This window comes from Plantactinospora solaniradicis, from assembly GCF_042658085.1.
Lineage (GTDB): Bacteria > Actinomycetota > Actinomycetes > Mycobacteriales > Micromonosporaceae > Plantactinospora > Plantactinospora solaniradicis.
Genome location: NZ_JBHSPR010000032.1, coordinates 34,805 through 58,769 on the forward strand (window position 1 = coordinate 34,805; position 23,965 = coordinate 58,769).

Here is a 23,965-nt window from a genome sequence, read left to right on the forward strand (position 1 = left end):
AACCGTACGCCGACGGTGTGACAAGCCGCCGGGGCGACGGTGGGTACACGATCGGCTTCGATATCGTCATTGTGTGTCAAAGATCACCGCGATACCGTTCTAGGGTAGGCCGCTCGCGGCGGCCGACCGGGTAAGCGACGAAGCCGCCACACCGGTATCGTCGCACCCGGCGCAGAGGTTGCAGCCCCGGCGCAGGCCGGCGTGCGCACCTGATGCGGTCGCGCGAGAGCGCAGACCGGCCGCCGCGAGCGCCCCTTCGTCCGGAAAGGCCCTCAGGAGCCCGCTCGCCGTCAGGGGTCCGCTCGCCGTCAGGGGTCCGCTCAGGGCCGCCAGTCGCTCGCTGCCGCCCACTCCTCCGCGCGCCGGTGTTCCAGGTCGAACCACGGCTCCTTGGCGCCGGAGTACGCGTCGAGGTCCGGACCGATCTCCGCCAGCGCCCGCTTGACGGCCAGGTAACCCGCCCGCTGCTCCGGGTCGGCCCGCAGGTGGTCCCGCATCAGCAGGGCATACCGCCAGCCGGGCGAGCCCGTCACCCGGACGTGCAGGTTCACGAGCCGGCCCGGGTCGGCACCGCCGTGCAGCCGCTTCTCCCACCGGTCCCCGCCGTCCGGGTAGCGGGGCTGGTCCCACCACTGCCCCGGACACCGGGGAAATCCCGCGTCGGCCAGCCGTTCGGCGAGCGCGTCGGCCTCCGCCAGGGCGGCCACGCCGAGCTGGATGTCGATGACGTCCTTGGCGGCCAGCCCGGGAACCGCCGTCGAGCCGATGTGATCGACCCGCGCCTCCACGGGGCGTACCGCGTGCCGGATCCGCGCCGCCAGCCGGGCGAACTCGCCCGCCCAGTTCGGGTCGGGCTCGACCAGCCGGACCTCGTCGGCCCGTACCGGCCGGCGCGCCCGGACGTTCCGCTCGTACGGCAGCAGCCGGTCGTGCCAGAGCGCGTCCACCGCGGCGTACAGCTCGGGAAGTTCGCCGTCGTTGTCCAGCAAAACGTCGGCGGCGGCCTCCCGCCGGTCGTCGCCGGCCTGGGCCCCGATCCGCTGCCCCGCCTGCTCCGGGGTCATGCCACGGTCCCGGACGAGTCGGCCGATCCGGGTCCCCTCCGCCGCCCGTACCACCACCACCAGGTGGTACGTCGGGGCGAGCCCCACCTCGACCAGCAGCGGTACGTCGTTGACCACGATCGCGTCCGGGGCCGCCTCCGCGACGAGTTGTGCGGTGCGGGCGCGTACCCGGGGGTGGATGATCTCCTCCAGTCGAGCTCGCGCCGCCGGGTCGGCGAAGACGACCTCACCGAGTGCCGCCCGGTCCAGGCTGCCGTCGTCGCGGCACACCCGGGCGCCGAAGGCGGCCACCACCTCCCGCAGCCCGTCCGTACCCGGAGCAACCACCTCACGGGAGATCCGGTCGGAATCGATCACGACCGCCCCGAGACTGGCCAGTCGGGCCGCGACGACACTCTTGCCCGATCCGATCCCACCGGTGAGTCCGACCTTCAGCACCGGTCCAGTCAACCCGATCGGCGCCGAGCCGCCAAGATCTCCCGGGGCGGGCGTGTCGCCGGCCGGGTGGCAGCGGCGGAACCGGCGCAGGCAGCCCCGCTCCCCGACCCAGCGGAACCGGCGCAGCAGCCCCGCTCCCCGACCCAGCGGAACCGGCGCAGGCAGCCCCGCTCCCCGACCCAGCGGAACCGGCGCAGCAGCCCCGCTCCCCGACCCGGCGGAGAACGGCGGAGGCCCGCTCCCCGACCCGGCGGAAAACGGCGGAGGCCCGCTCCCCGACCCGGCGGAACCGGGGATGGGGAACGGGCCTCCGTCTTGGGACTACTTGCCTCCGGCGAGCTTCTCGCGCAGCGCCGCGAGCGCCTCGTCGGTGGCCAGCGTGCCGGCCGGCTCCTCGGCCTGGCGGGCCGGAGCGGTGCTGGACGACGTGCCGCCACCGCCACCGGTGGCACCGCCAGCGGCGGGGACGGCCGGGGTCGGGTTGGCCGCAGCCTCGGCGTCGGCAGCGCGGGAGTTCTGCACCTGCTTGGTGTGCGCCTCCCAGCGGGTACGAGCCTCGGCGTACTGGGTCTCCCAGGTCTCCCGCTGCTTGTCGAAGCCTTCCAGCCACTCCCCGGTCTCCGGGTCGAAGCCCTCCGGGTAGATGTAGTTGCCCTCGTTGTCGTAGGTCGCCGTCATGCCGTAGAGGGTCGGGTCGAAGTGCTCCTCGCCCTCGACGAAGCCCTCGTTGGCCTGCTTGAGCGACAGCGAGATCCGCCGACGCTCCAGGTCGATGTCGATGACCTTGACCATGACGTCGGAGCCGACCTGGACAACCTGCTCCGGGATCTCCACGTGCCGCTCGGCGAGCTCGGAGATGTGCACCAGGCCCTCGATGCCGTCGTCAACCCGGACGAACGCCCCGAACGGCACCAGCTTGGTGACCTTACCCGGCACGATCTGCTGGATCGCGTGGGTACGGGCGAACTGCCGCCACGGGTCCTCCTGGGTCGCCTTCAGCGACAGCGAGACCCGCTCACGGTCGAGATCGACGTCCAGCACCTCGACCTCGACCTCCTGGCCGACCTCGACGACCTCGGACGGGTGGTCGATGTGCTTCCAGGAGAGCTCGGAGACGTGCACCAAGCCGTCCACGCCGCCAAGGTCGACGAACGCGCCGAAGTTGACGATCGAGGAGACAACGCCCTTGCGGACCTGCCCCTTCTGCAGCTTGTTGAGGAACTCGGTACGCACCTCGGACTGGGTCTGCTCGAGCCAGGCCCGGCGGGACAGCACCACGTTGTTGCGGTTCTTGTCCAACTCGATGATCTTGGCTTCGAGCTCGCGCCCGACGTACGGCTGGAGGTCCCGCACCCGACGCATCTCCACCAGGGAGGCGGGCAGGAAGCCACGCAGGCCGATGTCCAGGATGAGGCCGCCCTTGACCACCTCGATGACGGAACCGCGGACGACGCCGTCCTCGTCCTTGATCTTCTCGATGGTGCCCCAGGCGCGCTCGTACTGCGCCCGCTTCTTCGAGAGGATCAGGCGCCCCTCTTTGTCCTCCTTCTGGAGGACCAGCGCCTCGATGTGATCACCGACCGACACCACCTCGGCGGGGTCCACGTCGTGCTTGATCGACAACTCGCGCGAGGGGATGACGCCCTCGGTCTTGTAGCCGATGTCGAGCAGGACCTCGTCCCGATCGACCTTGACGACGGTGCCTTCGACAATGTCGCCGTCGTTGAAGTACTTGATGGTCTCGTCGATCGCGGCGAGGAAAGCTTCCTCGGAACCGAGGTCGTCGATGGTGACCCTGTTGGCGCTCGAGGGGGCCTCGATGCTGCTCGTCATGTGGGCGGTTGCTCCGGTCGGATGGATGTCACAGCAGGTTTGTGTCGCGGTGACCCGTTTACGCCCCCGGATCCGCCGCCGGTCACCCCGCCGATCGGTGGTCCCGATCATTGGGTGTAATCCGACGACCGCGGACCTGCTCCCTGCCGAGGCACACGATCCGCGAGCGCATCGAACAGCTTACCGTGCGCATTACCACAGCATGCAAGCCCTCCCAGCACGTGATGAGATCCGCCGTCCACTGCTCGGGAAGAGCTTCCCCGCGACGCTCGAATCCGCCCCGCTTCGACGGGTTCCTGACCTCCTGGTCGGGCCGGCCCACGCGCGACGCGGATCCGCCCAGGGCACTAGCGTGACCACGTGGATGATGACACCCGGATCGACGACGACGCGCCCGGAGTGCTCCGACGGCGGGTCAGCGACCGGGAGAGCCGGTGGGCCAACCGCCGGTGGTGGGATGCCGACGCCGACAACTACCAGGCCGAGCACGGCGGGTTCCTCGGCGAGGTGGACTTCGTGTGGTGCCCGGAGGGGCTGCGCGAGGCCGACGCCCACCTGCTCGGCGAGCTGCGCGACCGCCGGGTGCTCGAACTCGGCTGCGGCGCCGCCGCGGCGGCGCGCTGGCTGGCCACCCGGGGCGCCCATCCGGTCGGGCTGGACCTCTCCGCCGGGATGCTGCGGCACGCCGCGCTCGCCGCCGCCACCTCCGGGGTACGCGTGCCGCTGGTCCAGGCCGACGCCCTGGCGCTGCCGTTCGGGAACGCCACCTTCGACATCGTCTGCACGGCGTTCGGCGCGATCCCGTTCGTGGCGGACTCGGCGGCGGCACTGCGCGAGGTGTTCCGGGTGCTGCGCCCCGGCGGCCGGTGGGTCTTCTCGGTCACCCACCCGATGCGCTGGATCTTCCTCGACGATCCGGGCGAGGGCGGGCTGACGGCCACGCACTCGTACTTCGACCGCCGCCCGTACGTCGAACAGGACGCCGCCGGCGTGCCGAGCTACGTCGAGCAGCACCGCACCCTCGGCGACCGGGTACGCGAGATCGTCGGTGCCGGCTTCGTCCTGCGGGACGTCCTCGAACCGGAGTGGCCCGCCGGACACGAACAGATCTGGGGGCAGTGGAGCCCGCTGCGCGGCCGGCTCTTCCCCGGCACCGCCATCTTCGTCTGCGACAAACCGGACAGCACGTCCGCCTAGCGTCGTTCCGGCTCCGTATGCTGGCCCCGTGAGCGCCGAGCCGATCGCGCAGACCCCCGGGCCGTGGCAGCCGGACCCGATCCGGCAGCGCCAGGCCAGCTACACGCTGGAAGACCTGCTACACCTGCCCCCGGACGCCCCCCGCGTCGAACTCCTCGACGGAGTCATCCACGTGGTCCCCTCCCCCACCCTGGGCCATCAGAACATCTCGGGCCTGCTCTGGAACTGGCTTCGCAGGCACCTGCCCGGCCATCTCCGGGCGGCACAGGCGGTCGGGGTGTCCCTGAGCGCCAACTTCACCCGCGAGCCGGACGTGCTGGTGCACCTGGCCGAGGTCGCGCCGAACCGGTCGTTCCTGCTGCCCCACGAGGTGGTGCTCGCCGTCGAGGTCGTCTCGCCCGGCACCCGGCGTACCGACCGGTTCAGCAAGCCCGCCGAGTACGCCGGCGCGGGCATCCCGGGCTACTGGCGGGTGGAGCAGGACCCGGTCCGGGTGTACGCGTACCGGCTGGCCGATCGGCCAGGCCGCAGCGGCGATCGGGAGTACGAACTACTCGCCGAGACCGCCGACCTGCTGGAGGTGGAGCAGCCGTTCCCGGTCAAACTCCCCATCGCGGAGATCACGCCGTAGCCGAGGCGATTCGGGACGGCCGGCCGGAGCTGTTTTGCCCCGACCCGGTCGGGTAGACGCAGCGCATGGCCGAACGGAGGAAGCTGCACAAGGGCGACCGGGTGAGCTGGCGCAGTCACGGCTCCACCGCGCACGGCACCGTCCAGGAGGAGATCACCGAACGGACGTACGCCGGGAAGCGCACCGTCGCCGCGTCGAAGGAGAATCCGCAGTACCGGGTCCGCACCGACGAGGGGCGGGACGCAGTACACAAGCCGGACGCGCTTCGCGATGAGTAAGCGGAACGACGGCCGCAGCGACCGTGACCCGGTCCGGGAGTTCAAGGACGCGGTCAACATGAACCCGGGCGAACTCGGCAAGTGGCTGGCCACCGACGACTCGAAGTCGGCGGGGCAGCACAAGGGCGGCGGCGAGTCGGTCGGGCACGAGTCGGGCCGGCGGATCATGGACCTGTTGCGCAAGCGGGCGAACCAGTTCACCGAGCGCGACGTGGCACACATGCGCAAGGTCGTCGGGTACGTACGGCGGCACATGGCCCAGCGGCCGTCCGGCGACGTACGCAACACCCGGTGGCGCTACTCCCTGATGAACTGGGGCCACGACCCGCTCAAGGAACCTCTTCCGCCGCCCGGCGGTCCGTCCCGCAAGGCCCTGCAACGGCATCAGGACGCCGAACGGTCGTCGGGGCGGAACCGGCGGCGTTGAGGACCGTGGCCCGACGGCGCCCCCTACCGTAGGGCGTCGGTGGTCGGCCTAGCGTAGGGCGTCAGTGGTCGGCGCTGTTCCAGTCCGAGCCGACGCCGACGGAGACCTCCAGCGGCACCGCCAGCGGGTAGGCGCCGCCCATCTCCCGGCGGACCAACGCCTCAAGCTCGGGCCGTTCGCCGGGGGCCACCTCGAAGACCAGTTCGTCGTGCACCTGGAGGAGCATCCGGGACCGGAGCGCGGAATCGCGTAGCGCGGTGTCGACGTGCAGCATCGCCACCTTGATGATGTCGGCGGCCGAGCCCTGGATCGGCGCGTTGAGCGCCATCCGCTCGGCCATCTCCCGACGCTGCCGGTTGTCGCTGACCAGGTCGGGCAGGTAGCGCCGACGGCCGAGGATGGTCTCGGTGTAGCCGTCCAGCACCGCCTTCTTCACCACCGACTGGAGGTAGTCCCGGACACCGCCGAACCGGGTGAAGTACTCCTCCATCAGGGCCCGCGCCTCGTCGGCACCGATGCCGAGCTGCTGGCCGAGGCCGAATGCGCTCAGCCCGTACGCCAGGCCGTAGTTCATTGCCTTGATCTTGCGCCGATGGTCCGCGGTGACCCCGGTCAGCGGCACACCGAAGACCGACGAGGCGGTGGCGGCGTGGAAGTCGGCTCCGGAGTTGAAGGCCTCGATCAACGCCTCGTCGCCGGAGAGGTGGGCCATGATCCGCATCTCGATCTGGCTGTAGTCGGCGGTGAGCAGGCAGTCGTAGCCCGGCCCCACCACGAAGGCCCGGCGGATCCTCCGGCCCTCCTCGGTACGGATCGGGATGTTCTGCAGGTTGGGGTCGGTCGAGGAGAGCCGGCCGGTCGCCGCCACGGTCTGGTGGAAGGTGGTGTGGATCCGTGCGTCGTCGGAGACCGACTTGAGCAGGCCGTCGACGGTGGACTTGAGCCGGGCCACGTCACGGTGTCGGAGCAGGTGCTCCAGCAGCGGATGCGGTTGCTGCGCGTACAGCCACTGCAGGGCGTCGGCGTCGGTGGTGTAGCCAGTCTTGATCTTCTTGGTCTTGGGCAGGCCGAGCTCGGTGAAGAGGATCTCCTGCAACTGCTTGGGCGAGCCGAGGTTGAACTCCCGGCCGATCACCCCGTACGCCGCCTGGGCCACCGCCTTGACCTCGCCGGCGAAGTGCGCCTCCAGCTCCGACAGGTAGTCGGTGTCGGCGGCGATGCCGATCCGTTCCATCGCGCCGAGCACCTCGACCAGCGGCTGCTCCACCCCGCCGAGCAACCGGGCCGACAACTCGCCGTCCCGGGACAGCTCGGCGTCGATGGCGTCGGCCAGGTCCAGGGTCGCCCGGGCCCGGAGCATCAGGTTCTGCTCGATCTCACCGTCGTTGCCCAACCCGTCGAAGGCGAGCTGGCCGGTTTCCGGCACGTCGATCCGCAGTTCGCGGTGCAGGTAGCGCAGTGCCAGGTCGGTCAGGTCGTAGGACCGCTGGTCGGGCCGGGCGAGGTAGGCGGCGAGCGCGGTGTCCCGGACGACCCCGCGCAGCGTCCAGCCGTGCGCGGCGAACGCCAGCAGCGCCGGCTTGCTGTCGTGCAGCACCTTGGGCCGGTCCGGATCGGCCAGCCAGGCGGCCACCGCCGCCTCGTCGGTCTCGTCCAGGGCGGCCGGGTCGAACCAGGCCGCCTCGCCGGTCGCGGTGGCCAGGGCGATGCCGGTCAACGAACCCGTCCCCCGGCCGAACGTGCCGGCGACGGCGACGCCGGCCGGAACGCCGGAGGGGGCGTGTTCACCCAGCCAGGCCGCCACCTCGCCGCCGGGCAGAACCTTGCCGGCCAGGTCGAAGCCGGCCTCGGCCTCCGGCTGCACCGCGTCCAGGTACTGGTAGAGCCGGTCCCGCAGGATCCGGAACTGCAGGGTGTCGAAGACCTGGTGCACCGCCTCACGGTCCCAGCCCGCCCAGCGGGCGTCCTCGACCCGCAGCGGCAGCTCCAGGTCGGCGACCAGACAGTTGATCTCGTAGTTGCGGATCACGTCGGAGAGCCGCTCCCGCAGGCTCTCCCCCGCCTTGCCCTTGATCTCGTCGGCTCGGGCCACCACGCCCTCGACGCCGCCGTACAGGTTGATCCACTTTGCGGCGGTCTTGGGTCCGACACCCGGCACGCCCGGCAGGTTGTCGCTGCTCTCGCCGACCAGCGCGGCAAGGTCGCGGTAGCGGTCCGGACCGACCCCGTAGCGGTCGCTGATCGCGGCCGGATCCATCCGGGCCAGGTCGGAGACGCCCTTGCGCGGGTAGAGCACGGTGATCCGGTCGTCGACGAGTTGGAAGGCGTCCCGGTCGCCGGTGGAGATCAGCACGTCCATCCCGGCGTCGCGGCCCTGGCAGGCGAGCGTGGCCAGCACGTCGTCGGCCTCGTAGCCCTCCTTCTCCACCACCGGCACCCGGAGCGCGGCCAGCACCTCCTTGACCAGGCTGACCTGGCCGTGGAAGTCGGTCGGCGTCTCCGAGCGACCCGCCTTGTACTCCGCGTACTTCTCGGTCCGGAACGACCGCCGGGAGACGTCGAAGGCCACCACGATGTGCGTCGGCTGCTCGTCACGCAACATGTTGATCAACATGGAGGTGAAGCCGTAGACCGCGTTGGTCGGCTGCCCGGTCGTGGTGGAGAAGTTTTCGACCGGCAGGGCGAAGAACGCCCGATAAGCCAGGGAATGACCGTCGAGCAGGAGCAGACGCGGCGTCGAGGCTGTCACGATAGGCGACTCTAGTCCGCACCCCCGACAGAGCCGGGACCCGGTGGTTAAGAAGGGGCCCTTCCTATGCAGAAAGCGATAAGAAGGGGCCCTTCCTTACATCCGCTTACAGCACCTTGGCGAGGAACGCGCGGGTCCGCTCGTGCTTCGGGTTGGCGATCACCTCGCGGGGAAGGCCGGACTCGACCACCACGCCGCCGTCCATGAAGACCAGCGAGTCACCCACCTCACGGGCGAACCCGATCTCGTGGGTCACCACGATCATGGTCATGCCGTCCCGGGCCAGGTCCTTCATCACGTCCAGGACCTCGCCGACCAGTTCCGGGTCGAGGGCACTGGTCGGCTCGTCGAAGAGCATCACCTTCGGCCGCATGGCCAGCGCCCGGGCGATCGCCACCCGCTGCTGCTGGCCACCGGAGAGCTTCCCCGGGTACGTGTTGACCTTGTCCGCCAGGCCGACCCGCTCCAGCAGCTCGATGCCGCGCTTACGGACCTCCGCACGCGGCTCCCGGCGAACCCGGATCGGTGCCTCGATCACGTTCTCCAACGCGGTCATGTGCGGAAAGAGGTTGAACCGCTGGAACACCATGCCGATCGACCGGCGCTGCGCGGCGACCTCCTTCTCGCGCAGCTCGTGCAGCCTGCCACCGCGCTCCCGGTAGCCGACGAGTTCGCCGTCGACCCAGATCCGGCCACCGTTGATCTTCTCGAGGTGGTTGATGCAGCGCAGGAAGGTCGACTTGCCCGAACCGGACGGGCCGAGCACGCAGCACACCTCGCCGGCCCGCACCTCCAGGTCGACGCCGCGCAGCACCTCCAGGTGACCGAACGACTTGTGCACGTTCTCCGCCCGGACCATCACGGTGGCGTCGGCCTCGGCCTCCGGCGGCGCGGCCTGCTCCGGAATCGTCGCCCCGGTCATCCCGGCGTCCCTCCCGTCCCGCTCGGGGTTCCACCCACGGTTCCACCCGCCCCGGCGGCACCGCCACCGGTCTCGGCGGCAAGGTTACGCAGCCGGAACCGGGCCCGCTCGGTCTGGCCGTAGCCCTTGCCGAAGTGCCGCTCCAGGAAGTACTGGCCGATCAGCAGGATGCTGCTGAGCAGGAGGTACCACAGGCAGGCGGCGACGTACATCGGGAAGATCTGGAACGTCCGCTTGCCGACCGCGTCCAGCTGGAAGAACAGCTCCATGCTGACCGGTACGTACATCAGCAGCGAGGTGTCCTTGAGCATCGCGATGGTCTCGTTGCCGGTCGGCGGGATGATCATCCGCATCGCCTGCGGCAGCACCACCCGGCGCAGCGTCTGGCCCCGGCTCATCCCCAGCGCGCCGGCCGCCTCACCCTGCCCGGGATCCACCGACTGGATGCCGGCGCGGACGATCTCCGCCATGTACGCGGCCTCGGAGAGCGCCAGACCGAGCAGGCCGGCCATGAACCCGGTCAGGACGTCCCGGGAGTCGAAGCCGAAGAGCCGCAGTTCGAGGCCGTCGATGCCGAAGAGCTGCCCGAGCTGGGTGTCGAACGGCACCCCGAACTCCAGCCGGCTCCACAGGATGCCGATGTTGCCGAACACGGCCAGCAGCACCAGCCGGGGCACCGCCCGGAAGAACCAGGTGTAGAGCCAGGAGACGGTCCGCAGGATCGGGTTGGTCGACAACCGCATCACCGCGACCGCGACCCCGAGCCCCACGCCGATCAGCATGGCGCTGACCGTCATCAGCACGGTGCCCTGGACCAGCCCGTTGATGATCGGGGGCCGGAACATATTGTCGATCATGAACGACCACTGGAAGGCGTCGTTCGTTAGCAGTACGTGCAGGAACATCGCCGTCAGTACGGCGAGTACCGCTATGGTCACCCAGCGGCCGGGATGCCGTACGGGCACGGCCTTGATCGGTTCCGGCCGTGCCCGCGCGGTCGTGGCTTCCTCGGTGGTCATCTCATCTCACGGGTTGATGGCCGGATCAGTGATGGCGCCGTCGCCGACCTTCCACTTGTCCAGCACCGTCTTGTACGAGCCGTCGGCGATCAACGCCTTCGTCGCGTCCCGCACCGCCTCGGCGAACGCCGTCTGGTCCTTGGCGACCACGTAGCCGTACGGAGCGGCGTCGTACATCTTGTCCAGCAGTTCGAGCTGGCCGTTGGACTGGGTGACGGCGTACACCCCGACCGGGTAGTCGGCGAGCATCGCGTCGTCCTTGCCGGAGACCACGGCAGCGGTCGCCGCGTCCTGGCCCGGGAACTGCTCGATCGTGATCGCCGGCTTGCCGCCGTCGGTGCAGGTCTTCGACCGGGCCGTGATGTCGTCGACCTGGACGGTGTCCTTCTGCACGGCGATCTTCTTGCCACACGCGTTGTCGATCGTGACGCCCGCCGCGTTGCCCTTCTTGGTCACCCACTGCGTGCCGACCTGGTAGTAGCTCACCATGTTGGCCTGGCCCTTGCGCTCGTCGTTGATGGTGAACGACGAGACGCCGACCTCGTACTTGCTGGTGTTGACGCCGGTGATGATGTCGCCGAAGTTCGCCGAGACGAACTCCGCCTTCAGGCCGAGCTTCGCCGCCACCGCGGTGAAGAGCTCGACGTCGAAGCCGACCACGGTCTTGCCGTCCGGGTCGAGGAACTCGGCCGGGGCGTACGACGAGTCGGTCCCGACGACGATCTTGCCATCCGACTTGATCGCGTCCGGCACCTTCGCCGCGAGCGCCGAGTCGGCGTCCGCCGAGACGCTCGGGCCGGCACCCGGGGTGTCCCCGCCGTCCTCCTGCTCGCCGCAGGCGGCGAGGGTCAGGCTCAGCAGGGCAGCGCCGGCGATGCCGAACACGGCCCGCCGCCTACCACTATTGATATTGAACATGCACTCCTCCTCATAACTGAGCCAGCCGACAGGTTAGGCCACACCCAGATACGCCTCTTTCACCGCGGGGTCATGCAGCAGTTCGGCGCCGGTTCCGGCCTTGACGATCCGACCGGTTTCCAGCACGTACGCCCGGTGTGCCCGGGCCAGCGCCTGTTGGGCGTTCTGTTCGACCAACAGGACCGTGGTGCCCTGTTGGTTGATTTCGGTGATGATCGAAAAGATCTGCTGGATCAGCATCGGCGCCAGCCCCATCGAGGGCTCGTCGAGCAGCAGCAGCTTCGGCCGGCTCATCAGCGCCCGACCCACCGCCAGCATCTGCTGCTCGCCGCCGGAGAGCGTGCCGCCCGGCTGCTTGGCCCGCTCGGCGAGCCGGGGAAAGAGTTCCAGCACCCGGGCCAGGTCCGCGGCCACGCCGGCCCGGTCCCGTCGGGTGTAGGCACCCATGTCCAGGTTCTCCAGCACCGACATGCCCGGGAAGATCCCCCGGCCCTCCGGCGCCTGGCAGAGCCCGAGCCGGACCCGCAGGTCCGCCCGCATCTTCGTGATGTCCTGCCCGGCGAAGCTGATCCGACCGGAGGCGACCGGACGGATCCCGGAGACCGCCCGCATCGTCGTCGACTTGCCGGCGCCGTTCGCGCCGATCAGCGCGACGATCTCGCCCTCGTTGACCGTCAGGCTGATGCCGTGCAGCGCCTGGATCCGCCCGTAGAGCAGGCTCACGTCCTCGATCTCAAGCAGCATCTTCCGGCACCCCCAGGTAAGCGGCGATCACCCGGTGGTCCTCGCGCACGTCGGCGGGGAGCCCTTCAGCGATCTTCTTCCCGAACTCGAGCACGACGATCCGGTCGGTGACCCCCATCACGAGGCGCATGTCGTGCTCGATCAACAGCACCGTCACGCCACGGTCGCGGATCTGCCGGATGAGCTGGAGCAGTTCCTCCTTCTCCGCCGGGTTGAAGCCGGCCGCCGGCTCGTCCAGGCAGAGCAGCACCGGGTCGGTGGCCAGCGCTCGGGCGATCTCGAGGCGGCGTTGCTCGCCGTACGAGAGGTTGCGGGCCACCTCGTCGATCCGGTCCCGGATACCGACGAACTCCAGCAGCTGCTCGGCCTTCTCCCGACCCTCCCGCTCTTCCCGCCAGTGCCGGGGAAGCCGGAAGAGTGCGGAGATCACACTCGTCTTGTGGTGCGTGTCCGCGCCGACCTGGACGTTCTCCAGCGCGGTCATCTCCGGGAAGAGCCGGATGTTCTGGAACGTCCGGGCCATGCCCAGCTTGGTGATCTGGTGCCGCTTCTTGCCGGTGATCCGCGATCCCCGGAACCGGATCTCGCCCTCGGTCGGCTGGTAGATGCCGGTCATCGCGTTGAAGCAGGTGGTCTTTCCGGCGCCGTTGGGACCGATCAGACCCAGGATCTCTCCCTTGTAGAGGGTGAAGTCCACCTGGTCGAGCGCGACCACGCCACCGAAGCGCAGGGTGACGTTGTCGACCTCCAGCAACGGCTCGCGCGTGCTTGCCGCCGGCTGCCCTGCCGGGCTCGCCACCGTGTCGGGGCTGGCCGGAGCGGTCCGCTGCGAATCGGTTCCGCCCGGGGCTGGCTGTGCCGGTACCGCCGGCTTCCGTCCGGTCTCAGCCACCGACGGTCACCTCCTTGCGACGGTCCTTGAACTCGGCCGCTCGTCGTCGGTTCGGGATCAGGCCCTCCGGCCTGAAGATCATCATGACCACGAGGATGACTCCGAAGAACAGGAAGCGGTACTCGTACAACTCGACACCGAACAGCTCGATGCCCCGGAACCGCTCGATCAGGTACGCCACCAGACCGCCACCGACGATGGCGCCGACGATGTTGCCGGAGCCGCCGAGGATCACCGCGGCGAGAATGATGATCGAGTTGAGCAGTTCGAAGTTCTGCGAGTTGACGAAGTTCTGCTTGCCGGCGTACAACGCCCCGGCCAGGCCGCCGATCGCGGCACCGGCGGCGAACGCCCACAGCTTGAACTTGAACGTGGGCACGCCCATCAACTGGGCCGCGTCCTCGTCCTCCCGGATCGACACCCAGGCCCGGCCGACCCGGCTACGGGTCAGGTTCCGCACCCCGAACACCACCAGGATGATCACGCTCAGCACCAGCCAGTAGTACGGGCGCGCGTCGAGCACCCCGAAGACCGGCTTGCCGTCGGCGTACTCGCCGGGCGGGTGCGGGATCTGGTTGAAGCCCCGCTGCCCCTTGAGGAACGTCGAACTCGTCGCCGCGATCCGGATCATCTCGGCGAAGCCGAGCGTGACGATCGCCAGGTAGTCACCGCGGAGCCGCAGTGTCGGCGTACCGAGGGAGATGCCGGAGATCATCGTCAGTGCGATGGCCAACGGCACCACGGCCAGCCACGGCCAGAGGGTCTTGAGGTCGCTGCTCGGTGAGGTCAACACCGCCACCGTGTACGCGCCGACCGCGAAGAAGCCGAAGTAGCCGAGGTCCAACAGGCCGGCGAAGCCGACCACGATGTTGAGTCCGACCGCCAACAGCACGTAGATGGAGACCGTGAAGAGCACCTGACCGAAGTTGGACTCGGTGGTCGGGATCGGCCCCAGGTACTGGTAGAACTCCTTGTTCGGCAGGGCGTAGAAGAACACGATCACGGCCGCCAGTACGACCCACCGCATCCACCGCGGGGCCCTACGCCACCGCTCGCCAACCGATTGCCAGTCGTTACGAATGCGTTCTGCAGCACCGCTCATGCCCGCGCCCTCCCCAGTGACTCGCCAAGCAGTCCAGTCGGCCGGAACATCAGCAGGACGACGAGGACGGCGAACGCGGCGAAGTCCTTCCACTGCGAACCGATCAGGCCCGACGCGTAGTTCTCCACCAACCCGAGCAGCAGGCCGCCGAGCAGCGCGCCGCGCAGGTTGCCGATGCCGCCGAGCACCGCGGCGGTGAACGCCTTGAGACCCAACAGGAAGCCGACGCTGTAGGTCAGCGCACCGATCCGGATGTCGTACAGCAGGCCCGCGACCCCGGCCATCGCACCACCGGCGATGAAGACCAGCAGGATGATCCGGTCCTTGTTGACGCCCATCAGGGCGGCGGTGTTGGGATCCTGCGCCACGGCCCGGATACCGCGACCGAACCGGGTGCGGTTGACGAAGAGGTCGAGCAACACCATCATCACCAGCGCGGAGCCGACGATCAGCAGCTCGATGGGCCTGATCGGGGTTCCGGCGATGGTGAACAGCGGCTCGATGCTGACCAGGTTCGGCACGCCCTCCGGCAGCCGCCGGGTGTAGATGCCGAACGCCTCGGAGATGGCGATGGAGGCACCGATCGCGGTGATCAGGAAGGCCAGCGGAGGCGCGTTGCGCTTACGCAGCGGCCGGTAGGCCACCCGCTCGATCACGCTCGCGGTCACCGCCGAGGCGAGTGCCGCCGCCACCATCGCGATGCCCAGGTACATGATGATCGAACCGACGCCGTTGACCACGGAGTCCTGGTTGAGACCGAGGGCACCCCAGGTCCAGATCGCCGCGAAGGCGCCGGCGATGAATACCTCGGAGTGGGCGAAGTTGATCAGCTTCAACACGCCGTAGACGAGCGTGTAGCCGAGCGCGACGAGGGCATAGATGGCGCCCTGGGTCAGGCCCGTTGTAGTGAGTTCCCCGAAATTGGAGAACAGTCCGTTGAAGTCCAAGGAAGGGTGCTCCCGGTTTGGCTTGACGACGACTTCGGGTGCGACCGGGGCTGTGCTCCCGGTCGCACCCGAGATCAATCAACTGCTACAAGACGGGCAGGTCAGGACTTCGGAATCTCCTGGTCCGGCACAACCTGGCCACCCTGGACCTTGTACGCCCACACCTTGACCTGCGCGGGGTCCAGCTCGCCGGTCTCGGTGAACTTGTAGGTCGCCGCGACGCCCTCGCCGCTGTAGCCCTTCACGAACTCCAGCAACGCCTCGCGGGTCGCCTTGCCGTCCTTGATGCCCGCGAGCAGGATGTTCGCCGCGTCGTAGGCGGTGTCGCTGTAGGTACCCGGCGCGACACCGTTGAGCGCCTGGTAGTCGGCGGCGAACGTGCCCTTGGCCTTGGCGGCCGGCTGGCACGGGCAGGTCAGGATGGTGCCCTCGGCAGCCGCCTGTCCCGCGCTGGAGATGTAGGCGGGGTCGTTGACGCCGTCCCCGGCGACCAGCGTGGCGGTCACACCGGCGCCGGTGAGCTGCTTACGGATCAGCCCGGCCTCCTGGTAGTAGCCGCCGTAGAAGACGACCGTGGCGCCGGAGCTCTTGACCTTGGTGACGCTGGCCGAGAAGTCCGTCTGCTTCCCCTCGCCCTGCACCTTGTCACTGCCGACGACCGTGGCACCGAGGAGCTTCTTGACCTCGTCGGCCAGACCCACACCGTAGGCGGACTGGTCGTCGATGACGTAGACCTTCTCGGCCTTGAGCACGTTCTTGATGTAGGTCGCGGCCGCCGGGCCCTGGCTCAGGTCGTTGCCGACCGCGCGGAAGAACGTCGGCCACTTCTGCTGGGCGAGCGTCGGGTTGGTCGCGGAGGCGGTGATGTGCACCAGGCCGGCCTCGGAGAACAGCGGGTTGGCCGCCTCGGACTCGCCCGAGTAGGCCGGGCCGACGATGCCAAGGATCTTCTCGTCGTCGATGGCCCGCTGCGCCAGCTGCGGCGCCTGGTCCGGGCTGCCCTGCGAGTCGAGCTCCACCTGCTCGACCTTGCAGTCGGCGTTCTCCTTGTTGTACTTGTCGACCGCGAGCTTCACCCCGTTGTTCTCATTAATGCCGAGCGCTGCCGAGCTGCCCGTCAATGCGCCAAAAAAGGCGATCTTGCTACCACAAGCCTCGCCCCCGGCGGCATCATCCTCGCCGCCGCTACCGGAGCACGCCGCTCCGCTAGCGACGAGCGCCACCAGGGCAACGCCGCCGAGTGTGCGTGCGATTCTCTGCCTCAAGGCCCGAACCCTCCTCCGTCCAGGGGTCCAAACCACCCGCCGCTAATTGGCTCTTGCCGGGAATCGCGGGGATGGGTGAACCGGACCGTTGTCGCGGTCTGGGGCCGGACGTTATCCCACCGATCGGCAGCGCCGATAGACCCGCAGCAGGGGGTTGACCTAAACGTTACAAGGCGTGGCTGATCCACTGCGCCAGCTGTAAGACCGGAGCAGGACACCGGCGGCCACCGGGGACACCCGGCCGCCGAACCCGCTGGCGGCGGCTGGCCACCGAACTCAGCGGGTGGACATCGGCGTTCCGGTCGACCAGAGGGTGCTGCCGGTCCCGTCGTCCAGGGCGAGCACCAGGCGGTGATCCTCAACACCGAGCGTCACGGAGCGGGACGCCCCGGCCGGCATGCCCGGGACCGGACCCCGCAGCGAGCGCCACGAACCACCCTCGTCCTCGGAGATCCAGAGTTGGTAGGCCGTACCGTCGGAAACCGCCGCGACGAGCTGCCCGTCGATCGCGACGAGACCGGACACCGTAGCCGCGCCACTACCCTGCGTGCTGCCGAACCGCCCGGCGACCACCCAGCCGGAACCGTCGTCCCGCCACGCCCCGAACGTCGTACCACGCGGGCCGACAGCGATCCGGTGACCGTTGACCACCGCGACCCGCTGGAGTTCGTCGTACCCGGGGGTGCCGGGTACCTCCTGGCGCTGCCAGCCCCGGCCGTCGCGGGAGACCCAGGCCACCGGATCCCGCTCGACCCGCCCGGTCCGGCCGATACCACCGACGGCCAGCCAACCGTCCGGCCCGGCGGCGGCGTCGAACGCCCAGGTCCGCCCGGCGGCGTCGCTGGCCAGGCCGGGAGCCCCCTCGACGATCTCGAAGGCGGCCGGGTCGGTCGCCACCCAGACGGCGGCACCGCTGATCCGGTTCCCCACGATCAACCAGCCGGACGGTCCGACGGCCATCCGGGCGACGCTCGCCGCCGTCGGCCCGCCGTAGAGTTCGAAGGGCGCGGACACCTCGGCCAGGGACCCGTCATCGGTCTGCCGCCACCCGGTCACCCTCGGATTGCCGTGTACTCCCCCGGCGTGGGCACCGAGCGCGGCCAGCCGACCGTCCCGGCAGGCCGCCGCGTACAGGACGGCGCGTCGCCCGTAGAAGCTGTCCGCGCGTACGGCCAGTGGCTCCCAGGACCGGCCGTCGGCGCTCCGCCAGGCAACGGGACGCTCGGTACCGTCGGCCGCCACCGCCCCGCCGACCACGAACCACCGGTCGGCGCAGCTCGACACGTCCCGCACCATCAGCCGCTCGGCGCCGCCATCCGGAGCGGGCAGGGTCGACGAGACCCAGCTCGGATCGATCGGGCCTACGGGGTCGATCGGGCCACCGCCGGCCTGATCGCCGCCGCGCACCGGCTCGCGACAGCCGCCGGCCAGCGACAGTACCGCCAGCACGGCGACCACCGCACCGACCCGTAACCCGCGAAACATGAAGTCGATCGTACGGAGACGACGCCGCGAACGGTGACCTCCGGCACACCGGCCGCGGGCGGCCCCCGCTGCCTCAGCCCGCCTCGGCCGGCTCGGCGCCCGTCCCCTCGGCCAGGATCCGCTCGGCCACCTCACGCATCGTCATCCGGTGGTCCATCGCGGTGCGCTGGATCCACTTGAACGCCTGCGGCTCCGTCATTCCGTACGTGGTCATCAGGGCGCCCTTGGCCCGCTCCACGGTCTTGCGGATCTCCAGCCGGTCGGTGAGTCCGGCCACCTCGGCTTCCAGCGCGGCGATCTCGGAGTAGCGCGACAGCGCGATCTCGATCGCCGGTACCAGGTCGCTCTTCTGGAACGGCTTCACTAGGTACGCCATCGCGCCGGCCGCCCGGGCCCGCTCCACCAGGTCACGCTGGCTGAACGCGGTGAGGATGACCACCGGCGCGATCCGACCACCGGCGATCCGCTCCGCGGCGGCCAACCCATCCATGATGGGCATCTTGATGTCGAGGATGACGAGGTCGGGCTTCAGCTCCTCGGCCAGGCGCACGGCTGTCTCGCCGTCGCCCGCCTCCCCCACCACGTCGTAGCCCTCCTCGACCAGCATTTCGGCCAGGTCCAGCCGGATGAGCGCCTCGTCCTCAGCAATCAACACCCGCCTACGCTCGGCACCAGCCTGAATGTCGGCCACGAGCCCCTACCCCCAACTACTTTCCGACACCTGCCCAGCCGGGTGTCGCCGTCCTCAGCGTAGTGGGTAGTCTTATCGACGCTAGGCCCCTGTAGCCCAACGGCAGAGGCGCGATTCTCAAAAGATCGACAGTGTGGGTTCGAATCCCACCGGGGGCACAACTGACAGGACGTTTTCTCTGGTCAGCGCGGTTCTCCGCATTCGCCGTCCCCTACGGCACGGCACCGGGGCGCGCAAGACGCCTGGTCAACGGCGTGCTGGCCGGTGTGGGTCCCCGCCGGCACCGTTCACCCTGAAGACGCATTCTGCCCATAGCCGTAAATCGTTGGACAACGCGTACATTGCACGGCGAGCATGGCGGGCATGCGGCAGGAGGAGATCTGGGACGTCGACGCCGCCCAGCGCTATGACACGCCGGGCACCGGCATGTTCGCACCCGAGGTGCTGGGGCCGGCCGTGGACCGCCTCGCCGAATTCGCAGGTGACGGAGGCGTGCTGGAGTTCGCCATCGGGACCGGTCGGGTGGCCGTCCCGCTCGCCGAGCGCGGGGTGCCCGTCACCGGCATCGAGCTGTCCCGTCCGATGATCGACCAACTCCGCACCAAGGCGGACGAGGCCACGATCCCGGTCGTCGTGGGAGACATGGCGACCGCCACCGCCCCGGGGACGTACACCGTCGTCTACCTCGTCTTCAATACGATCTCGAACCTGCTCTCCCAGGCCGAGCAGGTCGCATGCTTTCGTAACGCCGCCCGCCACCTGACCCCCGGCGGCCGGTTCGTGGTCGAGCTGTGGGTGCCCGAGCTACGCCAGCTTCCACCGGGTCAGCAGGCAGTGGTCTGGCACTCCGAGTCCGGATACATCGGCCTGGACACCTACGACGTTCTACGCCAGCAGGTCGTCTCGCACCACTTCAGGTTCGACGAGGGCAGGCAGGCCGAGCTGTTCCGCAGCCCGCACCGCTACATCTGGCCCGCCGAGCTGGATCTCATGGCGCAGTTGGCCGGATTCGAGCTGGAGAGCAGGCACGCGGACTGGCGCGGCACGGAGTTCACCGCCGAGTCGCGGTCCCATGTGTCCGTCTACAGCATCCCGACGGACCGCTAGATTCGACCGCCACGGCGGGAACAGCCGGTCGGCATGGGCGTGAGTCCTCTCCGCGCCCGTCCGGTCCCAACGCTCGTCAGCACGCTTGCCGGCATTCTGCTTCGCGTACCCTGGGGTGGTGACTGTCGCGGCCGGCCGGGCGCCCTCGGTGCTGTTGCTGCGCTGGCTCACGGTCGTCGGGGCGTTGTTCGCCGTCGCATTGTTCGGCGGCCCGTCGTGTGGTGACACGCCGCTCGCGGCGGTGCCGATGGCGGGTCACGCTGCCTGCCCCAACGTGCTCCTACAGGCTTCGCTGCCGGGAACGCTGGTGCCCGAGGCGGGCGGCGGCGCGCCGCACGGCGGGCACGATCCGAGTGACGTCGTTGCCGGCGCGTGCCTGTTCGTGGTCGTGGCGCTGGCCGGGCTGGCCATTGCCGGCGCGGTTCGCCGGCCGCTGTTGGTGCACGCGTCGTACTGGTGGGCCCGAATGGGCATTCCCCGTGTGCGGCCACCGTCGGCCGGTCCGACGCGGATTGACGTGCTGCGCATATAGGCGCGGCGTGACGTCCCTTTCGCGGTAGCTCTCCCCGGCGCGGCAAGCCCGACTTCCTCGCTGTCCCCTCGGTGGCTGCCGCCTACCGCCTCGTTCGTCGACCACGCCCCGTACCGGAGCGTCCGGTCCCGGTTCGCCTGCCGTGGTCACCCCTCCGCTCCCGCCGGGTAGCTCGCCGGCTGTCCGGTACGGCGCAAACAATTCAGCCAAACCTGAACTATTGGAAGTGAGGAACCGACCGTGCCACCACACAAGACGAAAGCGAACCGTGGTTCGGCAGGCAAGCAGCGCAGAGCACGTGGATCCGGCAGCCCGAGAGCCGCCGGTCCGGCAAGCGAACGGGCGAAAGCCGCCGGAAAGGCGGTGCGTCGGGCGCGGCGCGGCGGGATGGGCACCAACCTGAAGGTGACGCTCAGCCTCGTCGGGGTCGCGCTCGCCGTGCTGACCGTTGCCCTGGTGGTCAACCGCGCCGGCGGCGAGGGCGTGCCGGCCAGCGAGGCGGCGCAGACGGTGGTCCGGCCAAACAGTCACCGGCTCTCCACCGCGGCGGACGGCAAGGTCACGGTCGTGGAGTTCCTGGACTTCGAGTGCGAGGCGTGCGGCGCGGCCTATCCGGGGGTGGAACGGCTACGCGCCGAGTACCGGGACCGGATCACGTACGTGGTTCGGTACTTCCCGATCGCGAGCCACCCGAACGCATTCAACGCGGCGCACGCGGCGGAGGCGGCCGCGCGGCAGGGCAAGTTCGAGCAGATGTACGTCAAGCTGTTCGACAACCAGACCGCGTGGAGCCACAACGAACAGTCCCAGGTGGACACGTTCGTCGGGTACGCGGGCGAGCTGGGCCTGGACGTGGCGAAGTTCCGCGCCGACATCGCCAGCCCGGAGGTGGACGCGCGGGTCCGGTCGGACGCCGAGGACGGTCAGCGGCTCGGCGTGCGCGGCACGCCCACGTTCTTCGTCAACGGCGCGCGGTACGAGCAGGACCCGACCTACGAGGCGCTCAGGAAGACCATCGATGACGCCCTGGCGCGGTAGGGGAGGCACCGTGTCCAGCACCACGGTTACCCGACCCGACCCGGTCGACGGCGCCGATCCGGACGAGCCGAGCGCGATCAGCGACCGGCTGGTCGGCTGGGTCCTGAGCGTCGGCGGGATTCTCGGCGGCGGCGCCGCGTTCGTCCTGATCGTGGAGAAGATCGCGTTGCTGCGCGATCCCGCCTACACGCCCAGTTGCTCGATCAACCCCATCCTGTCCTGTGGGTCGGTCATGAACACCCCGCAGGCCGAGGTGTTCGGCTTTCCCAACCCACTGCTCGGGGTGGCCATGTTCCCACTGGTGGTCGCGACCGGCGTCGCCGTGCTCGGTGGGATTCGGCTGTCCCGCTGGTGGTGGCTCGGCCTACAGGCCGGCGCGGTGTTCGGCATCGGGCTGGTGCACTGGCTCTTCGTGCAGAGCCTCTACCGGATCGGCGCGCTGTGTCCGTACTGCATGGTGGTGTGGCTGGTCACGATCATCGTGTTCAGCTACACCACGCTGTACAACCTCGATCGCGGCCACCTTCCGGTCCCGGCGTCCTGGCGGCCGACGGTCACCGCGATCACCCGGCTGCACACGGCGATCCCGGTGGCGTGGCTGCTCATCCTGACCCTGCTGGTCGGCGAGGCGTTCTGGACCTACTGGCGCACCTTGCTGTGACGGCGGACGCCGTCCACCGGCTCGGCCATGTCACCATGGCCGAGCCGGGCCACTCCTCCGCCGGTTCGCGCAGCGTCGGGTTGCGCCCGGGTCAGTGTCCGGGTACGTGCTGTGCCGTCCAGTCCTCGACCTGGGTGAGCGGGACCGGCGCGGGCCGCTCCACCACCGTCGTCAGCGCGATCCGCCGGCCAACGGCAGCCGAACGGAGCAGGGCCGTCATCGTTTCGAGTACGTGCAGCCCGACGTCGCCGCTGGCGCGTGGCGGACGTTGCCCGTCGGCTCCGACGAGGTCGATCAGGCCGACACCCCGGGCAGCGCCCGCGTAGCCCGCCTGTGGTTCGAGTACGCGCCATCCGGTGCCGCCGAGCGCGAAGTGCCGGACCTCGCCGTCGAAGTGGTTCGGATCGGGTACGGCGAGCGTGCCCGTCTCCCCCTGCACCTCGATCGGCGCGGCCGTCGTCGTGACGCCGTCGAAGCTCGTCGTGATGGTGGAGAGGGCTCCGTTGGCGTGCTCGAGCACACCGGTCACGTGGCTGTCCACGTCGACCGGGACCCGCTGGCCGATGCGCGGCCCCGAACCGATGACCCGCTCGGCGCGCAGCCGGCTGGCGGCTCCGACCACCGCACGGACCGGACCGAGCAGGTGGATGAGCGCCGAGACGTAGTACGGCCCCATGTCCAGCAGGGGACCGCCGCCCGCGGTGTAGTAGAAGTCGGGGTGCGGATGCCACCGTTCGTGCCCGGGTGTGACCATGACGGCCGACGCGGACACCGGGCGGCCGATCAACCCACCGTCGATCGCCGCGCGCGCCGTCTGCGTACCGGTACCCAGGACGGTGTCCGGCGCGCAACCCACCCGGACGCCGGCCGCCGCGGCCCGGTCGACGATCGAGCGGCCGTCCGCGAACGTGACCGCGAGCGGCTTCTCGACGTAGACGTTCTTGCCCGCGTCGATCGCACCGAGCGAGATCTCGGCGTGCGCCGCCGGGATGGTGAGGTTGAGCACCGTCTGCACGTCCGGGTGGTCGAGCAGGCGCTCGACGCTCAACGCCTCGGCTCCGGAAAGCTCGGCGGCCACCGCGGCCGACCGGGAGGCGTCGAGGTCGGCCACCGCGGCGATGCTCACCGCGGGGTGGTTCGCGAGCGTCTTCAGGTACGCGCGGGAGATGACCCCGAGACCTACGACGCCGACGCGGTGCGGGTCGCCCACAGCATGCCCCTCTCGATCACGGTACGGACGCATGCGTGCTCCAGCACGTCGAGACTGTGCCCGGGAGTCGTCACGACGATGCGCCCGGCGCCCCAGAGCCGGGTCCAGATCGCGGGCGAGGTGACCGGCCGGTGCCACGGATGCCACGCCTGCGTCGGGTGGGTCGTGGTGGCCAGTACGTCGATCAGGTCGTCGTGCAGCACCCAGTACTGCTCGGTGACCAGGTCGAAGTCCTCGACCCCTTCGGTGATCGGATGCGTCCGTCCACGCTCGGTGATGTTCACCGTGTGCGGCAGGAAGTTGTCCTCCGCGCCACCGTGACGTTCGCACGGCTCCTTGCCCGGATGGGTCGCGAACTGTCCGCCTACCAGGTGCAGGTAATCGGATGACGCCCGGAACGAGTCCGCGATACCGCCGTGCCAGCCGGTGAATCCCGTGCCGGCGACGACTGCCGCGCTCAGTCCCGCCAGTTGCTCGCCGGTGATCTGCGACATCGTCACGCACTGCACGACGAGGTCCGTGTCGGCCATCTCGGCGGCGTCGGCGTAGATCTCCGTCGACTCCTCGATCCGTACCGCATATCCGCTGCGTTCGAGGAACGGAATGAACAACTCGGTCGCCTTGACCGGCTGGTGCCCCTCCCATCCGCCACGAACCACCAGTGCCCTTCGCTGCGCCACACTCGCTCCCTTTCGCGATCCGTCGTCCCCGGGCTGGCCACTCCCGCCCGGCGGCGGCGTACCGCCGATACCGATTCCGTCGCTCGACGCAGCCTACCGACCGGGTGAGCGCCGACGACCCGGCCGCCGTTGCGG

23 protein-coding genes and 1 tRNA gene are annotated in these 23,965 nt (G+C 69.6%); 9 read left to right on the top strand and 15 right to left on the bottom strand.

Annotation, left to right across the window (positions count from 1 at the left end; genetic code table 11):
- Nucleotides 1–320: 320 nt before the first annotated feature.
- Both coaE and rpsA read right to left on the bottom strand, forming a co-directional pair.
- Nucleotides 321–1,502 (bottom strand): dephospho-CoA kinase, encoded by a 1,182-nt coding sequence (gene coaE / locus ACFP2T_RS29040; protein ID WP_377427124.1) that lies wholly within the window; start codon nt 1,500–1,502, stop codon nt 321–323.
- A gap of 321 nt (nt 1,503–1,823) precedes the next feature.
- A complete protein-coding gene (gene rpsA, locus ACFP2T_RS29045; protein WP_377427126.1) occupies nt 1,824–3,446 on the bottom strand; it encodes a 30S ribosomal protein S1 in 1,623 nt (540 codons plus the stop codon).
- A gap of 267 nt (nt 3,447–3,713) precedes the next feature.
- On the opposite strand from rpsA, the gene ACFP2T_RS29050 reads away from it, so the two are divergent.
- From ACFP2T_RS29050 to ACFP2T_RS29065, 4 genes are all read left to right on the top strand, one after another.
- Nucleotides 3,714–4,532 carry a class I SAM-dependent methyltransferase gene (locus ACFP2T_RS29050; RefSeq protein ID WP_377428025.1) on the top strand — a complete coding sequence of 273 codons (819 nt, stop codon included), beginning with the start codon at nt 3,714–3,716 and terminating at the stop codon, nt 4,530–4,532.
- 28 nt (nt 4,533–4,560) lie between these two features.
- The gene (locus ACFP2T_RS29055; RefSeq protein WP_377427127.1) at nt 4,561–5,163 is read left to right on the top strand and encodes a Uma2 family endonuclease; all 603 of its coding nucleotides are present in this window, start codon (nt 4,561–4,563) and stop codon (nt 5,161–5,163) included.
- Between the two features lie 65 nt (nt 5,164–5,228).
- Complete coding sequence (locus tag ACFP2T_RS29060; RefSeq protein ID WP_377427130.1) at nt 5,229–5,441, top strand: hypervirulence associated TUDOR domain-containing protein; 213 nt, start codon at nt 5,229–5,231, stop codon at nt 5,439–5,441.
- Nucleotides 5,434–5,868, top strand: coding sequence for a DUF3140 domain-containing protein (locus ACFP2T_RS29065; RefSeq protein ID WP_377427132.1), 435 nt, complete (start codon nt 5,434–5,436; stop codon nt 5,866–5,868). The genes ACFP2T_RS29060 and ACFP2T_RS29065 overlap by 8 nt, the downstream gene beginning before the upstream one ends.
- Nucleotides 5,869–5,929: 61 nt before the next feature.
- Here ACFP2T_RS29065 and polA read toward each other — a convergent pair whose 3' ends face one another.
- From polA to ACFP2T_RS29120, 11 genes are all read right to left on the bottom strand, one after another.
- Complete coding sequence (gene polA, locus ACFP2T_RS29070; RefSeq protein ID WP_377427135.1) at nt 5,930–8,617, bottom strand: DNA polymerase I; 2,688 nt, start codon at nt 8,615–8,617, stop codon at nt 5,930–5,932.
- Between the two features lie 106 nt (nt 8,618–8,723).
- Nucleotides 8,724–9,539, bottom strand: coding sequence for an amino acid ABC transporter ATP-binding protein (locus ACFP2T_RS29075; RefSeq protein ID WP_377427138.1), 816 nt, complete (start codon nt 9,537–9,539; stop codon nt 8,724–8,726).
- Entirely contained in the window at nt 9,536–10,558 is a 1,023-nt protein-coding gene (locus ACFP2T_RS29080) for an amino acid ABC transporter permease (protein ID WP_377427141.1), read from the bottom strand. Before ACFP2T_RS29080 ends, ACFP2T_RS29075 begins: the two co-directional genes overlap by 4 nt.
- A 6-nt stretch (nt 10,559–10,564) precedes the next feature.
- On the bottom strand, nt 10,565–11,476 hold the full coding sequence (locus tag ACFP2T_RS29085) for an ABC transporter substrate-binding protein (protein WP_377427144.1): 912 nt from the start codon (nt 11,474–11,476) through the stop codon (nt 10,565–10,567).
- Nucleotides 11,477–11,509: 33 nt separating this feature from the next.
- Nucleotides 11,510–12,220, bottom strand: coding sequence for an ABC transporter ATP-binding protein (locus tag ACFP2T_RS29090; protein WP_377427147.1), 711 nt, complete (start codon nt 12,218–12,220; stop codon nt 11,510–11,512).
- Nucleotides 12,210–13,019, bottom strand: a complete 810-nt coding sequence (locus ACFP2T_RS29095) for an ABC transporter ATP-binding protein (RefSeq protein ID WP_377428026.1) — start codon at nt 13,017–13,019, stop codon at nt 12,210–12,212. Before ACFP2T_RS29095 ends, ACFP2T_RS29090 begins: the two co-directional genes overlap by 11 nt.
- Nucleotides 13,020–13,104: 85 nt before the next feature.
- Complete coding sequence (locus tag ACFP2T_RS29100) at nt 13,105–14,214, bottom strand: branched-chain amino acid ABC transporter permease (RefSeq protein WP_377427149.1); 1,110 nt, start codon at nt 14,212–14,214, stop codon at nt 13,105–13,107.
- Nucleotides 14,211–15,161, bottom strand: coding sequence for a branched-chain amino acid ABC transporter permease (locus tag ACFP2T_RS29105; protein ID WP_377427151.1), 951 nt, complete (start codon nt 15,159–15,161; stop codon nt 14,211–14,213). Before ACFP2T_RS29105 ends, ACFP2T_RS29100 begins: the two co-directional genes overlap by 4 nt.
- Before the next feature lie 101 nt (nt 15,162–15,262).
- A complete protein-coding gene (locus ACFP2T_RS29110; protein ID WP_377427154.1) occupies nt 15,263–16,426 on the bottom strand; it encodes a branched-chain amino acid ABC transporter substrate-binding protein in 1,164 nt (387 codons plus the stop codon).
- Nucleotides 16,427–16,702: 276 nt separating this feature from the next.
- On the bottom strand, nt 16,703–17,911 hold the full coding sequence (locus ACFP2T_RS29115) for a hypothetical protein (RefSeq protein ID WP_377427156.1): 1,209 nt from the start codon (nt 17,909–17,911) through the stop codon (nt 16,703–16,705).
- 73 nt (nt 17,912–17,984) lie between these two features.
- Nucleotides 17,985–18,602: an ANTAR domain-containing response regulator gene (locus ACFP2T_RS29120; RefSeq protein ID WP_377427159.1), complete on the bottom strand. Its 618-nt coding sequence runs from the start codon at nt 18,600–18,602 to the stop codon at nt 17,985–17,987.
- Nucleotides 18,603–18,687: 85 nt separating this feature from the next.
- On the opposite strand from ACFP2T_RS29120, the gene ACFP2T_RS29125 reads away from it, so the two are divergent.
- The 5 genes from ACFP2T_RS29125 to ACFP2T_RS29145 all read left to right on the top strand — a co-directional run bounded on the left by ACFP2T_RS29125 (nt 18,688) and on the right by ACFP2T_RS29145 (nt 21,940).
- A tRNA-Leu gene (locus ACFP2T_RS29125) sits at nt 18,688–18,760 on the top strand.
- 205 nt (nt 18,761–18,965) lie between these two features.
- Nucleotides 18,966–19,709 carry a class I SAM-dependent methyltransferase gene (locus tag ACFP2T_RS29130; protein ID WP_377427160.1) on the top strand — a complete coding sequence of 248 codons (744 nt, stop codon included), beginning with the start codon at nt 18,966–18,968 and terminating at the stop codon, nt 19,707–19,709.
- Between the two features lie 118 nt (nt 19,710–19,827).
- A complete protein-coding gene (locus ACFP2T_RS29135; protein WP_377427163.1) occupies nt 19,828–20,241 on the top strand; it encodes a hypothetical protein in 414 nt (137 codons plus the stop codon).
- 387 nt (nt 20,242–20,628) lie between these two features.
- Entirely contained in the window at nt 20,629–21,279 is a 651-nt protein-coding gene (locus ACFP2T_RS29140) for a DsbA family protein (protein ID WP_377427166.1), read from the top strand.
- Nucleotides 21,280–21,289: 10 nt separating this feature from the next.
- Nucleotides 21,290–21,940, top strand: coding sequence for a vitamin K epoxide reductase family protein (locus ACFP2T_RS29145; RefSeq protein ID WP_377427167.1), 651 nt, complete (start codon nt 21,290–21,292; stop codon nt 21,938–21,940).
- A 91-nt stretch (nt 21,941–22,031) separates the two neighbouring features.
- Here the strand turns inward: ACFP2T_RS29145 and ACFP2T_RS29150 are convergent, their stop codons facing one another.
- Nucleotides 22,032–23,150 (bottom strand): Gfo/Idh/MocA family protein, encoded by a 1,119-nt coding sequence (locus ACFP2T_RS29150; RefSeq protein ID WP_377427168.1) that lies wholly within the window; start codon nt 23,148–23,150, stop codon nt 22,032–22,034.
- Nucleotides 23,120–23,830, bottom strand: a complete 711-nt coding sequence (locus ACFP2T_RS29155) for a ThuA domain-containing protein (protein WP_377427170.1) — start codon at nt 23,828–23,830, stop codon at nt 23,120–23,122. Before ACFP2T_RS29155 ends, ACFP2T_RS29150 begins: the two co-directional genes overlap by 31 nt.
- Between the last annotated feature and the right edge of the window lie 135 nt (nt 23,831–23,965).